Origin of the sequence: Agarivorans sp. DSG3-1, assembly GCF_046774965.1 — a bacterium.
In the GTDB taxonomy this organism is placed as follows: domain Bacteria; phylum Pseudomonadota; class Gammaproteobacteria; order Enterobacterales; family Celerinatantimonadaceae; genus Agarivorans.
Genome location: NZ_CP177241.1, coordinates 3,262,454 through 3,275,374 on the forward strand (window position 1 = coordinate 3,262,454; position 12,921 = coordinate 3,275,374).

General features: G+C 42.3%; 16 protein-coding genes and 1 other RNA gene. 8 read left to right on the plus strand and 9 right to left on the minus strand.

Features of this window, described 5'->3' with window-relative positions:
* Positions 1–70 precede the first annotated feature (70 nt).
* The gene (locus tag ACLD71_RS15125; protein ID WP_411991213.1) at positions 71–2,158 is read left to right on the plus strand and encodes a hypothetical protein; all 2,088 of its coding nucleotides are present in this window, start codon (positions 71–73) and stop codon (positions 2,156–2,158) included.
* 53 nt (positions 2,159–2,211) lie between these two features.
* On the opposite strand, the gene ACLD71_RS15130 is transcribed toward ACLD71_RS15125, so the two are convergent.
* Entirely contained in the window at positions 2,212–2,364 is a 153-nt protein-coding gene (locus ACLD71_RS15130) for a hypothetical protein (RefSeq protein ID WP_411991214.1), read from the minus strand.
* A 462-nt stretch (positions 2,365–2,826) separates the two neighbouring features.
* On the opposite strand from ACLD71_RS15130, the gene pfkA reads away from it, so the two are divergent.
* Complete coding sequence (gene pfkA, locus ACLD71_RS15135; protein WP_137673120.1) at positions 2,827–3,789, plus strand: 6-phosphofructokinase; 963 nt, start codon at positions 2,827–2,829, stop codon at positions 3,787–3,789.
* A gap of 73 nt (positions 3,790–3,862) precedes the next feature.
* Here pfkA and ACLD71_RS15140 read toward each other — a convergent pair whose 3' ends face one another.
* Entirely contained in the window at positions 3,863–4,654 is a 792-nt protein-coding gene (locus tag ACLD71_RS15140; protein ID WP_411991215.1) for a DUF547 domain-containing protein, read from the minus strand.
* A gap of 59 nt (positions 4,655–4,713) precedes the next feature.
* On the opposite strand from ACLD71_RS15140, the gene ffs reads away from it, so the two are divergent.
* Positions 4,714–4,810, plus strand: an RNA gene (gene ffs / locus ACLD71_RS15145) — signal recognition particle sRNA small type.
* 308 nt (positions 4,811–5,118) lie between these two features.
* Here the strand turns inward: ffs and ACLD71_RS15150 are convergent.
* Positions 5,119–5,508, minus strand: a complete 390-nt coding sequence (locus ACLD71_RS15150; protein ID WP_411991216.1) for a hypothetical protein — start codon at positions 5,506–5,508, stop codon at positions 5,119–5,121.
* A gap of 95 nt (positions 5,509–5,603) precedes the next feature.
* Positions 5,604–6,527 (minus strand): hypothetical protein, encoded by a 924-nt coding sequence (locus tag ACLD71_RS15155; protein ID WP_411991217.1) that lies wholly within the window; start codon positions 6,525–6,527, stop codon positions 5,604–5,606.
* Positions 6,528–7,093: 566 nt separating this feature from the next.
* Here ACLD71_RS15155 and ACLD71_RS15160 point away from each other — a divergent pair.
* Together ACLD71_RS15160 and ACLD71_RS15165 are read left to right on the plus strand one after the other, a co-directional pair.
* On the plus strand, positions 7,094–7,348 hold the full coding sequence (locus tag ACLD71_RS15160) for a hypothetical protein (protein WP_137672991.1): 255 nt from the start codon (positions 7,094–7,096) through the stop codon (positions 7,346–7,348).
* Positions 7,349–7,392: 44 nt separating this feature from the next.
* Entirely contained in the window at positions 7,393–7,671 is a 279-nt protein-coding gene (locus tag ACLD71_RS15165; protein WP_411991218.1) for a DUF6356 family protein, read from the plus strand.
* 15 nt (positions 7,672–7,686) lie between these two features.
* Here the strand turns inward: ACLD71_RS15165 and ACLD71_RS15170 are convergent, their stop codons facing one another.
* Genes ACLD71_RS15170 through ACLD71_RS15185 form a run of 4 tightly spaced genes read right to left on the minus strand, consistent with a single transcriptional unit; the run spans position 7,687 to position 9,423 of the window.
* Positions 7,687–8,460, minus strand: coding sequence for a pseudouridine synthase (locus ACLD71_RS15170; RefSeq protein ID WP_411991219.1), 774 nt, complete (start codon positions 8,458–8,460; stop codon positions 7,687–7,689).
* A 52-nt stretch (positions 8,461–8,512) separates the two neighbouring features.
* The gene (locus ACLD71_RS15175) at positions 8,513–8,785 is read right to left on the minus strand and encodes a hypothetical protein (protein ID WP_411991220.1); all 273 of its coding nucleotides are present in this window, start codon (positions 8,783–8,785) and stop codon (positions 8,513–8,515) included.
* Positions 8,786–8,806: 21 nt separating this feature from the next.
* Positions 8,807–9,079, minus strand: coding sequence for a hypothetical protein (locus ACLD71_RS15180; protein ID WP_411991221.1), 273 nt, complete (start codon positions 9,077–9,079; stop codon positions 8,807–8,809).
* A gap of 14 nt (positions 9,080–9,093) precedes the next feature.
* Positions 9,094–9,423, minus strand: a complete 330-nt coding sequence (locus tag ACLD71_RS15185) for a hypothetical protein (RefSeq protein ID WP_411991222.1) — start codon at positions 9,421–9,423, stop codon at positions 9,094–9,096.
* A 387-nt stretch (positions 9,424–9,810) separates the two neighbouring features.
* Here ACLD71_RS15185 and ACLD71_RS15190 point away from each other — a divergent pair, with 387 nt between their 5' ends.
* Positions 9,811–9,933: a hypothetical protein gene (locus ACLD71_RS15190; protein WP_411991223.1), complete on the plus strand. Its 123-nt coding sequence runs from the start codon at positions 9,811–9,813 to the stop codon at positions 9,931–9,933.
* A 125-nt stretch (positions 9,934–10,058) separates the two neighbouring features.
* On the opposite strand, the gene mepA is transcribed toward ACLD71_RS15190, so the two are convergent.
* Positions 10,059–10,904, minus strand: a complete 846-nt coding sequence (gene mepA, locus ACLD71_RS15195; protein ID WP_137672985.1) for a penicillin-insensitive murein endopeptidase — start codon at positions 10,902–10,904, stop codon at positions 10,059–10,061.
* A gap of 145 nt (positions 10,905–11,049) precedes the next feature.
* On the opposite strand from mepA, the gene ACLD71_RS15200 reads away from it, so the two are divergent.
* Both ACLD71_RS15200 and ACLD71_RS15205 read left to right on the plus strand, forming a co-directional pair.
* The gene (locus ACLD71_RS15200; RefSeq protein WP_411991224.1) at positions 11,050–11,595 is read left to right on the plus strand and encodes a GNAT family N-acetyltransferase; all 546 of its coding nucleotides are present in this window, start codon (positions 11,050–11,052) and stop codon (positions 11,593–11,595) included.
* A 186-nt stretch (positions 11,596–11,781) separates the two neighbouring features.
* On the plus strand, positions 11,782–12,840 hold the full coding sequence (locus ACLD71_RS15205; RefSeq protein ID WP_235836187.1) for a hypothetical protein: 1,059 nt from the start codon (positions 11,782–11,784) through the stop codon (positions 12,838–12,840).
* Positions 12,841–12,921 lie beyond the last annotated feature (81 nt).

The window sequence follows — 12,921 nt, forward strand, 5'->3', positions numbered from 1 at the left end:
GTGAGGGGAATGAACAAGGATGGAGGTATAAAAAATAAAATTAAAACTAGACTAACAACAAGGATGAACTATGAAGGATTCACCTCCTATAGAACACTTGTATTACACCGAACCTAGCCTAGATAAAATTCTAGGTAATCTTGATAAGGTGAGACAAAACATTTTCCCTAACTTATCTGAAGAAAAAGATCTGTTAGAGCAAAGTTTTCCATCGGTTTGTTTAATTGGCCTTGGCCGATGTGGTTCGAATATAGCACTCGATGTAGCCACCTTGGTTTACAACTCCCGCACACATTACCTCAACGAAATTGAATACCAAGATCAAATCGCACAAGAGCGTGAATTTAAGCCAATGCGTTGGATTAAAAATCATTTGCCACTGGATAACGGTAACGGTGACAACCCAGTATTTTTAATCGAGCCTGTGGTGTTGGTGGGGGACTTAGATAAAGACATCGCGGGTCGTATCAAGTACTCCTCGCAAGCTGGGCGTCAAAAATTCTTAGAAGAATACAAAAAACTCCAGCTAATGGATTTGTCTGAAGTACATGCCGGCGGTGCGGGTAACGCACCTATCTTAGGCCAGTACTTAGCCAAAATTATTCTTAATAAAGAAACCGGCAGTTTTAGAAATGAAGACTGGCGACATATTCATTCTTACTTGGTTGACTCTTGCGGCATTAAAGCTAACCAATCGCGCTTGTATTTTTATATTTTCAGCGCGGGTGGTGGTACTGGCTCTGGTATGGCATCAGAGTTTGGTTTAGCGCAACAGTTTTCCTACCTCAGCAAAACCTTCGATTACCAAGTATCGCCGTCTAATCAGCCAGATAAACGCGACTCATTTGTTTTCGAGCCTATCTTTACGTCGGGTATTTGTATCCTGCCAAATATTTCTGGCAGCAGTATTGAAGTGTCTGAAGCACTGCACATCAACGCCGGGCGTTTGCTATGTAAATATCTTTCTGAGGAGTGGGATTTCTCCTACAACGTTGAGCGCGAAAGCAATGACGCACCAGAAGATGTAATGAAGCGTATTCGCCCTTGGAACTCAATGATGCTGATCTCTAACGACATCATGCGTTATGTAGAGCAAGAGGAGAGCGAAAACGGCAAAGATATTGATGTAAACACCATGGAGAAATACGCTAACCAGTACATTTCTCAGCAAATATTCAATATCCTAACGGCTCAAGCCGTTACTACCGATTACGACGAGAACTACTTCCGCCGCGCGGGTATCGATATCTCTGAAACAGTGCGTTTAGACGCCAACGATTTGTTTATGAGCATGGCTGGCCCAGTAGCGGTTGCTTATGCCGAAAGTGTTGTGAATAAGTCGGTGAATGATGATGTGGACATTGACGAGCTATTCTTCCGCTCTATTGATTTGCCGCACTTTAACCGCGATACCCAAGCGATTGAAGGTATTAGTATTCTACCTATCGAGTCTCAGCGCTATAAGCAGTCTTTGAAGAAGTATCAAGAAAGCAAATATGATGCTGAACAGTTAAACGATTTACACTTCTTTAAGCATTGTTCATCGGTAATTTCGATTATTTCGCTGCCTAAAGATTACAAGTTGTCGTTTATGGACTTGAATAAACTCAAGGTTCATATCAACAAACTGTTCCCAAATACCACGCTTAAACGTTACGCGTTGGTCATTGGCGCGTCAGCAAATTTATCGTTAACCACCTTAGTGGCCAAAAGCCCTTGTTTAAGTGACGACTTCTTAACCTTAGTCGTGGCTTACATTAAGCGCTGTTTTGCCAAAGAAGAGTACCGCTATAACGACGATATCGACCAAGCTATTTTGCGCTTTATTACTCAAGATGAGTTTGATCCTGAAGAGCTGCAAAAGTTTTTGTGGGATTTTGAAAACCCAGCCAAGATTTTAGATACAAACTGGTACGCCATTAAACCAATGTACGAGAAGAAGTACCGTGAGTTAATTGGCGAGCCAGACAAGTTTGTTTCTATTAATGATATCCGTTTAGACTTTAAAAATGTTGAAAATGCGATTAAATATCTACGCGAAATTTATCGTCATAGAATCAGCAAAACCAATATTTTGTCTTTAGATAATCAAGCTGAGGGGGTGATTCATTTATCACCAGGTTTACATTCTATTGAACCTGTTCCAGACGCTAAATAGTAAACACTAAAAAAGGGGCTTTAGCCCCTTTTTTGTTGAGTAAACGGTAACAACTAATTGTTGCTTAAGTACTCGCTGTTCAATACTAAGTGCTGTTCTTCAGCGTCTAGGTTTTGCTCTTGTTGACGCAATAAATTGTAGTTTTCTACAGCTCTGCGGTTGGTCGCAACATTTCGTTCGATGGCATATTGAAGATCAGACTTCATGGGATTCCCTTTAAATACATGATCAAACTTATTGACCTCATGGTCGGCACAAGTTTGCAGACGGTATGTTACATTTATGTGAATGAAAAGTGAAGTCTTAACTTGCGTTTTAAACAGACCCTGCTGCTTAAATGTGCAAATTTAGCAGAAAGCTTAAATCCATCTATAATCCGATGCATGCCTCGTGATTAAACTTGGACAAGGGTGAAAATTTGTTTCAAAATGTGGGTGTTATCTGATTAGGGTCATAAAAATTTTACCCATGGCGTGGCACAATGCGCGCACTTAAAAACAGTTCGATGAAAACGCGGCAACGCAGGCTTCGACGCTGTTAACAGAAAATATTTATTGCCCCCGATTGTTCTCGTTAAGCAAATAAAACCAATAAGCATTAACAGGGTAGTGGGGGGAATCGTTGAATTATTACGTAAGTTTTGGTCAGTTCAGCTTGGTGAGGGAATGATGGTTAAGAAAATTGGTGTTTTAACGAGTGGCGGCGACGCTCCTGGTATGAATGCAGCAGTGCGCGCAGTTGTGCGTAGTGCTTTATCTAAAGGTATTGAAGTATACGGCGTATACGACGGTTACATGGGGCTACATGACGATAACATTAAAAAGTTAGACCGTTATAGTGTGTCTGATGTTATCAATCGGGGTGGTACGTTCTTGGGCTCAGCACGTTTTCCTGAGTTTAAAGAACTTGCAGTGCGTGAAGTTGCCGTAGAAAACATGAAGAAACATGGCATCGAAGCGCTAGTAGTAGTGGGCGGCGACGGTTCTTACATGGGCGCTAAAAAGCTAACTGAAATGGGCTTCCCATGTATTGGTCTACCAGGCACTATCGATAATGATATTGCGGGTACCGATTACACGATTGGCTTCGACACCGCATTAAATGTAGTGATTGACGCTATCGACCGTATTCGTGATACGTCTTCTTCCCATAACCGTATTTCTGTTATCGAAATCATGGGCCGTTACTGTGGTGACTTAGCCATGCAAGCAAGTATTGCTGGCGGCGCAGAGTACGTGATTATTCCTGAGAAAGGTTTTGATCGTGAAGGCTTGTTACAAAGCCTTCAAGATGGTCAGAAAAAAGGTAAAAAGCACGCCATTGTTGCTATTACCGAACACATTACTAATGTGAACGAATTAGCTGCTGGTATCGAGATGGCCACTGGCCGTGAAACTCGCGCAACCATTCTTGGTCACATTCAGCGTGGTGGTACACCAACTGGTCGTGACCGCGTAATGGCTAGCCGTATGGGCGCTTATGCCGTAGAGCTGTTGCTTGAAGGCGAAGGTGGCCGTTGTATCGGTATTCAAAACAACACCATGGTTCATCACGACATCATTGATTGTATTGAAAACATGAAACGTCCATTCAACGAAGAGCTATACGACTTATCTACAAGCTTGTTCTAAGCTTTTAGCGTTGAATAAAAAAGCCCGCTACAGCGGGCTTTTTTATACCTATGTTTTAGCTTAATCGCGCTAGCTAGCGGTAATCATTTAGCGACCAATCGTAATCTAAATAGCTAATTTTTGCCGCTTTCACTTGCTCTGGTGTCATCCTTAAATCAACGGCATAGTCACTAAGGTAGTTATTTAGGCTCTTACCAAAGTCACCTTTGTACCACTTAAAAATAGACGACAGCTTTAAGCGATTGCTCTCTTTGTCATAGTGGTTTTTGTTACTTTGTAAAAATTCTCTAAAAGCCTGTTTAAGCTGTTGTTCAACAGCATCGCCGGTATAAGCAACACTTTGCAAAGGAGGGCAGCTAATAGCAGCACACACCACAGCAGCATGAATATGTGGGTTATTGTAGCCTGGGCGAATAAGCTCGTGCTCGATATGGTCAAGACTCACTTTTTCGCCAAACAGCATAAAGCGTTTTTTCTTCCAAGGGGATTGAAACAAGTTACCTAAATCGCGAATAGAAGTAATGTTAGGGTAGGCACTAAGAATGTACTGCACGGTGTAAGCGTTGTAGGCATTGATCAGAAATGCCAGTTGCTCGTTATCAGACCAAGCATCAAATTCGCTCTGTGTAATGCTTGCCAATTTGTCTAAATAAGCCTGCAATTCTTGTCGATCAAAGTTGGCGTAGTCTACACGACTTTCTTGATTAGCCACTGGCCAATGAACATATTCTTTAAGCAAACCATCCCATTGCGAGTGATCAAAAGATTCTGCTATGGCTAATGGTGATGCAATTAAACTAATAAGGATTAAAACTTGAGCAAACAAACGCTTTGCAGGGTTAAAAAGCGTTTTTAGCGTTTGCAAAACCGTAAGGCTTAAGCGAGAATAGCCTCGCTTCTTAGGAAGCTCATCTATGGTGGCCCTATTGGTCCTCCCGCATTGATACTCTGTGAACTCGGCCAGGCCCGGAAGGGAGCAACCGCAGCAGACGACTCGAGTGCCGGGATGTGGCTGGTAGGGTTGCCACCCAATCTTATAAGTTACTAATTTAATAAGATTTCTCACATTTTTTCCTCTTTTATGCTAAACCTAAGCTAATTATCAAATAAGCTTAGTTTATAAACACTTACCAGAACATCTTACAGATTATAAGACAGGCTATTGTCATTATTTCTTTCAGCGCATGCTAAGAACGCGCGTTTTGCTGTTTACGATTGATTTATTTACGTAAATGTTGAAGCTGAAGAGTAAGGCAGTTTGGGGGTTTAAGGCTTTACTCACTAATTGTTGTTGGCTTTTGTTAGTGAGTAAAACAAGCAAGTCGTTGACTAGGTTAGTTTAGCAGGCTGGTAGTAGCCTTGCTTGTTTAGTTTAACAGTGTAAAAGGCAGCAAAAGCAAGGAATAAAAACTCTATTAATACCATTGCCCATTGCTGTATGCCTAAGTGTGCAAGTGCTGAGCGCATGTTAATGATGCTATGTAGGTCCATCACAAGGCTGTAGCCGAAAATGGCAAAAATAAGCAAGCGGCTAATGCCTATTCTAAGTATTAAGGTGAACGCTGCCCCTAAGTAAAGAGCAGTAAAGCCTATATGGGGTAATAATAAGGGGATAGGTGCATAATCTAAGCCTGTTACAACATAAAACAGCTGTATTGCGCCTTGGTAAATAAAATAAGCGGCGATTAGCCAAACAAGTAACGGTTTTTTATTAGTCATTACTTGATTATTCCTTGATATCTATTTTGAGTTGCACGCTAAAGCAGCGAAGCGAATATCCACCCGCTATTTCTGCGAGTAATGTTTAGACGCTTCTAAGGCGCTTTAACTTTCTCTTCGTGTTCTAGGTTTTGAAAAAGGTTTTGTCGCCAATCAAACTCTAAGCTGCGGTCGTTGGGGGTAGGGTTGTAGTAGTAGGTGAATTCTACAAAACCTACATTTTTGCGTTTGGTGGTGCCGGTGTAAGATGAGCCGAGGAATTCACCTGCTATTTTTCCATAATTGGCATGTATAACCTCACCTTCACTGTTTAGTTTAGTATTAATGCGAAAAATGTAGCCTAAAGCAGAATTGTCGTAGGTGGTAAAGCTCTGGCTGCTGGAGGATGTGTGGTATTTTAATGTGAGGCTATTTGTGTAAGCTAATTGAGGTGCTAGATAGGGGAACTGATACTCGGAGTTAGTTGTAGCTCTATTTAATTTAACTAATCCATCACCTGCACTAGCAAAAGAGATTTGCAGTTCGTTGTTGTTGTTCTGTACATCAGTATACTCACCATCTAGATAAAAGAAAATATGGGCAATATTCCCTTTGCCATAAGGGCTAACCCAATCAGCTTGCTCGAAGTCGAAGCCGATTGCTTCTCGTTTCTTGGGTACCGGTAGAAGAAGCTTCTTGGCATACATTGCGGTGGTTTTTTTCTTTTTGCGCAGCTCGATAATGAGGTTTTGGAGGTTCTTATTAGTTCTTAGTTTAGTTTGGTAGTAGCCTTCTTTATTTACCCTGAAAACTACAGCAAGATTTTTTCGGCCGATAGTTTGGAAAACTCCCTCTTTATCTGTTAAATCTTTAATGTTTTCGCCATCAATACCTAACCGACCGCCAGCAAATACTTCAGCACCTTCAACTGCTAGCCCGTCTTGGTCGACTACTTTGACTTTTACCGTGGTAAAGTTTCCGGTGCAAGCGCTGAGGTTAATAATGAACAGGCTGAAGATTAGGCTTTTTGTTATTTTCATTAGCAGCGTCCTTGCTGTTAAGCACTGTAAATAGCGATTAGAAGTATTGAATAAACTAATGAGCCATCGCTTCATCAACGATATTTGGTTCGTTAACATGTTTCGTGCCCATCATCTGCGTAATTGTCTTTTATGTCAAAATGAATTTTTATTAAATGCTAATAATAACAATATGTTAAAGGGTGAACCGGTTTAAATAAGCTTGGCCTTAGAGACAATGTGAGTCCTTTTACTATTTAAGGACTCTTGTTCTGTGTTGAAACGCTAATTCACAGAATGATGCTTGGTGGTAATAATGCTTGAGCACAGTGTGTTACTTCTTGTCACCGGGTTACTCCAGTAACTTACTTCTTTCTGTTTGCCTAAAAATCCACAATGGCTCCGTCAAAACAAGCAGCGCCAAGTTATAGGCTTAGCGGCTGATTTAAACCGGAGACTAAAACAATGACTACAGCTACTTTTAAAAAACATCCGCCAATTCCTGCTGAGCGTTTGGCAAAGCCAGTCTGTAATGAATGAGACGACAGTAATGTCGCCTTTTTGTTTTTGTCGCTTAGGAGTTATTTATGAAAATACCACGTAAGTGGGGTTTAGAAGGCTGGTACACCGCGCATTTATTTCAGTTGGTGTTTATCCAGATCCTCGTCGCTACTTTTATTTATGAGCACCCTGGCAGCGCTACGCAAGTAGGCTTAGCTATGGGAATTTGGGGTTTATCGGGTTTATTGGCGTCGTTTTCTAAAGATATCGCCTTAAGTGAAATCAATTTCTGTGTTTGTCACGTATTAGCTATGTATAAGCAAACTTTTTGCCTGGTTTAAGAATTACTCTTTAACAAAGTATTAACTTCAATAGAGGTTGAATTATGTGGTCACATTTAGTTCGAATTTTTAACGAGCATCCCAGTAGTGTTAACGAGAGTTATTTTCAGCACTTAATGGCTGCAGGGCGTTTTTCTTTGCGGCTATTTTTTGCAGCAATTGTGTGTTTAGTACACGCTGTATTGCCCTTTGCTTTTGTTAAAACGGGCAGCCAACAGATTCAGGCTTTACACGACAGCATGCTAAAAAACCGCCAAGCGAACGCATCAAGTCACACACCTGACAGTGAAACTCAGGTAAACAGCTTCAATTTCGAAATCTAGCCCGTTGAGTAAACTTTACTTCTCGCTTTCCACCTGTTTAATGCAGGCTACCTCTGCTGAGCTTAGCTCTCGCCAACTGGCAGGCTCAACGTTAAGGCAAATATCAGCAATTTGTTGTCGGTGTAAGGCGGTCACGCGGTTGCCAACTGCTGCAAGCATTCGTTTCACCTGATGAAACTTGCCCTCGCTAATACTCAGTAAGATTTGTTTATCCGAAATCAGCTTAACCACCGCAGGGCGAGTGGGTTGTGGTTCACCTTGCAGTTGTAGGCCAGTTTCTAAGGCTTGAATGGCTTGTGGAGTTAGCGGTTTACTTAGGTTTACCCGATAAACCTTAAGACAGTGTTGCTCTGGCCGAGTGATAGAAAATGACCAACGGCCATCGTCGGTGGCTAATACCAAACCAGTAGTGTCGGCGTCTAATCTTCCTGCTATATGTAATTGCTCATCTAAGGGGAGGTCCACCGCGGTGAAAACTGAGGGGTAAGCTTCATCAACATTAGAGCATACACATCCGGCCGGTTTGTTAATCATTATATAGCGAGAAGGGCGAGCAAAGAGTTGCTTGCCAGCCAAACTAATATGTTTGTTTTCATGTACTTGTGTATTTACATGCAAAACACATTGCTGGTTTACGTGTACTTGGCCGTTTTCTATCGCTTCCCTCGCTTGTAGCAGGCTTAGCGAAGTGCTTTTACAAATAAACTTATCCAGGCGCATAAATAGATAGAGGGTGAGTTGAAGAAATAGCTCGCGAGTGTAACCAAATACACTGCTTATGAATACCATTAAGCCCAGCAAAGCTGGGCTTAACTGCGATTGAAACTGGTTTTACTTAAGCTTATAAACGGTCTAATGAAGCAAGGGCAATTTCGGGTTCTTGTTGGGTGGCTTGTTGCCGCTCTGCTAAAGCGGGCTGATAGTGCTCTTTGTTCAGCGTCATTAAATAATGTCGGTAACACAAGGTGGCTTCGTAAGAGGATAATTGCTCAACTTTTTTATGGTTGTAGCTTTGGTAAATCTTGCGATGAATAATGCCAAAACTAGAGGCGAGTTCTGCCACTATCTCGGCTATAAATTGGTCCTGTGCGTCAAACAAATCTTGAGTAGACATATCACAGGTGTATTTTTCAGCCTAAATTTGTTGGCTAGTGTCTGCGCGATACAAACGAGCGTGGATGCGCATTTTATCGTTTAGCGCGCACATTGTGCCGGTGGTAATAAAAGATACGTTTAGCTTTTTCCCTAGTTGGCTAATGCCGGCAGCAGTTTTTATGGCGAAGTTGGTATCGTCCATAGCATACATAGACACCACGTTTAAGCTATTGAAACGAGACAGGTCAGTGGCAAGCTCCTCACCAAAGCCGTCGGTAAAAAACTGTTGCTGATCATCGGCTGCTAAAGACAAAAATGGCAACACCGTTAGGCTAGGGCTGAAGCTCTCTGCCTTATTCGTAACAGGCGTTTGTGCAGCTGGTTTAGGGAAAGGTCTTCTTCACTGCGTAGTTTAAAGCTTGGAGCATAACGGCCTTTAGGGATATTGATGTACAGGGCATCGTTAACACCTTCGGTAAAATAGTAGGTATCTAAAGAGCGACACACTCGACCCGCTTGAATACGTATAATGGGGTCTGATTGGCGATCAAAATCAACGCCTCGGTCAAAGATCTCAATGGCAATGGTGAACTGCTTGAGGCGGTCGCCATTACCCTGCAAGGTTTGCTCAACCAAAAAGCTGAGCAACTCTTTCATTTTGGACTTTGCTCAAATACGCTGCTTTCAATAATTCGTTCTAGCTGCCCGCGTATTAGTATCTGATGCTGCTGATTCGCTAGATCTAAACTTTGCCGTTTGCCACTGTCTATCACCTGTTTCTTATTATGCTGAGTTCATTCTGCCATTAATAGGCGCCTAGAAAGTAGCAACTTGCTTAGCAAAGCGTTTGCTAACAATAGCGTAGTTGCTGTTTAGGGAGTCGTTGTCTGCTGTTACTTATTGTTACCTAAAAATACCTTTAAATGTTCACTTTTAAGTATTTGTTTATACGTAGTTTTTAATCTATTTCGGCTTGGGGCCATTGAGTAAACTGGCTTCCGTCAAACAAATACACATTGTTTTTAGCTAATAGAGAGACAGATTATGAACACACAAGTTCAAACCAAATCAGTTAATGCGGGTTTCATGGCGTTTTCTTTAAAGCGCGTATGGCAAGCAACGGGTGCCAGTGAGGAACACGCAAACGCTGTGGCTAGAGTTATGTAACGGGGGTAGCGATGCCGGTTGGTGGCGGAATGTTACCGGGTTTGTAGTTAGCCATTTAAGGCCGTAAATAGAAGCGAAGTATCGATTAAGAGCTTCGCTTTTTTGGTTATTTAGTCCAAGCTCTTTTATTGCTTTGCTTGTAAATTTTGCACCAAGGGCTCGCAGGGTAGCGGTTTTACTTTTAACGGCTTTGGTTTTTTAGCGGGCTTAAGAGTAGGGGCCTTACTGAGTTGGGTTTTCCACCAATCTAATTCGTCACAGCCATGACCTTTGGCAATCGGCTTTTGGTTTTTGCACTGTTTATCGCCAGCTGGACACACTAATCGCACATGCATATGCGAGGTATGCCCCCACCAAGGACGAATTTTTTGCAGCCAATCGTCTTGCTCGGTACGCTGATTACAGAGCTGCTCTTTAATCACAGGGCTGACAAAAATACGCGCAACGCGCTCATCTTGAGCGGCAACTTTAAGCATGGTTCTATGCTCACCCTTCCAGTTGCTTTTATTAATGGTTAGCTGTTTTTTGTCTACTACGCTTACCGCATATGGTTTAGCCAGTTGCTTAGCGCTGAGTGTATCGTTTTCAAGTTTGAGCCAAATATCTACGTCTAAGCCTATTTGATGGCTGCTATGGCCAAAATTAAACTGGCCGCCGCGTGGCATAGACATATCACCCACCAAAATATTGTTGATACCTTGTTGTTTCAGTTGTTTGGCGTAATCACTGATGAAGTTCACCAAATTGGGATGCCCATAGTAGCGCTGGCGTTGGCTACGAATAACTTGATAACCTTCGCCCTCAAGCGGTAACGCTTGTGCACCAGCTAAGCAACCATTTGCATAAGAACCAATCGCAGCAGCGGGCGCTTTATAGGTGCTGGTGGCCGCTTCCCATGGGTTGTTTTGCGCAAATGTTTGTTTGCAAGTTAGCAATATGAGTAGTGAAACAATCACCTTTAACAATTTCATTTAGCGCCTTTATTCCTTAACATTGATAGCAACTATTCGCTTAAACAAATCTATCACTTAGTGTAGCGGGCATGGCGTTGGTCGGGGGAGAATATTCAATGAAGTGCTTGTACAAAACAGCAGTAAAGATTATTAGGAGTGTGTTGTGAGCAATGCGCCTATACCAAACTTGAGTATTTACAGTACCAAGCGACTCTATGTGGAAGCTGCTGATGCCGCTTACATTGCAACAAACAAACCTTTGCTTATGTTGCGCGCTGTGGAGTTACTCACTCCAGCAGTAACCAGTGAGTTGCCGCCTTATTTCCAGAACGTAACCGACTTAGGTAAGGCTGAGCAATGGTTAACACAGGTGCGCCAAGGCAGTCGCTTGTTTGTGGTAACGAAAATGAGTGACCAACAGGTGATTGGTTTTATGTTTGTTTACCCTGATGACCAAAACCGCGCGCATTTAGGGTACTTACTGGGTGAAAATTATTGGCGGCAAGGTTTTGCGCTAGAGCTGCTAAAGGATTTTATTACTTGGGCAGAGCAGGAGCGAGAATTTACTACTGTTATTGCAGGCGTAAGCCAAGATAATACTCCCTCTCAAAAGTTATTAAATAAGCTAGGATTTTCCACGCAAGGCGGCGCAGATAACACTGCTCAGTTTTATCACTATCGTTTAAAAAATAGCGAAAATAGAGAATAAAACGGTTCGGGTCACTACGATCTTCGCCAAAATGTACTGAACATGGCTTAAAAGCGCCTGTTTTCTATTCATTCGGTCGTTTTGCTGATAAAACTTTGATTAATAGGTTAGGCTAGCTCTACGCTAAATAGCAGCTAAGCTGCTGTTTTATACATTTATTTAAGTATTTACTAAACTTTAAAGCCGATGCCTATCTATTCTGTTCGATCTCTTATTCAATCAACCATCACTGTTCGTTGTTTATTGCTAAGCCTTAGTGCTTTAGTCACTATTGCTCCGGTTAGCGCAAAAACCTTGCTTAAGCCCAGTGCAGATAGTTACTTCTCTATTACTGGTGGCAGTGGTGTTACCCATCTAGATGACGGCGCAACAGAAGAACAAGAGAAGCAACAATTTCGCTCCTTTGATATTCGTTTTGGCCAGCATTTTCATCGCAATTGGCGGGTCGATTTAATTCACGCCAATGAAGGTCACCCATATAACCATCATCGAGATGGGTTTTCTGCTCACGCTACCTATGTGTATGTGCCTTCAGATGCTTTTCGTTTAGAAGTTGGTGCTGGCCCGTATATGTCTTTCGATACAACAGTGGATGAAACAGGCTTAGAGTTAAACGAAAAAAGGGTGGGGGCGATGAGTACATTGGCCTTTATCTATCCCTTAAAGCGCTTTAGCGAAAGCGCGCATTTGCGCTTGCAGTTAAACAGCTATCTTATGTCTGCACGACCAAACGGCAACTCCCTACTGATTGGTGTGGGTTGGGATATTGATAACTCAGATTACCAGCCAAGAGAAGCACGCTATCGCTGGGTTGATGACGTTTGGGCCTCAGTGATGAATGTAAAAATTAATCATGGCGGGCCTGAAACCAAGGTGGGTTATAGCGTAGATATGGCCAAGCGCTTCCATAACAACCTTGCCTTATCACTGGGTTACATTGATGAGGGTGGCTACAACGGCGCAACAGACCGTAGCGGATTTACCACGCAGCTATGGAAAATTATTCCTCTGGGTAACAACTTTGAAGGCAGAATGGGCGGTGGTGGTTACTTTGTCGTAGACAAGGTTGAACACACCAGCGCTTATGATTTGAAAGGCATTGTGAGCTTTGGTGCTAATTACTACCCGCATTGGTCATTTTTCGATGATGGTTACTTTGGGGTAAGTATTAGTCGGGTGATTGACCGTAAAGGCCACCAAGATGATGCCGACTTATTCCGCTTTAGTGTGGGTAAACGTTTCTAGCGCTCATTATGGCTGAATAGAAAAAAGCGCATTGAACGTTTAACTTCAACGCGCTTTTTTATTGGTTGTATAGCTACAATG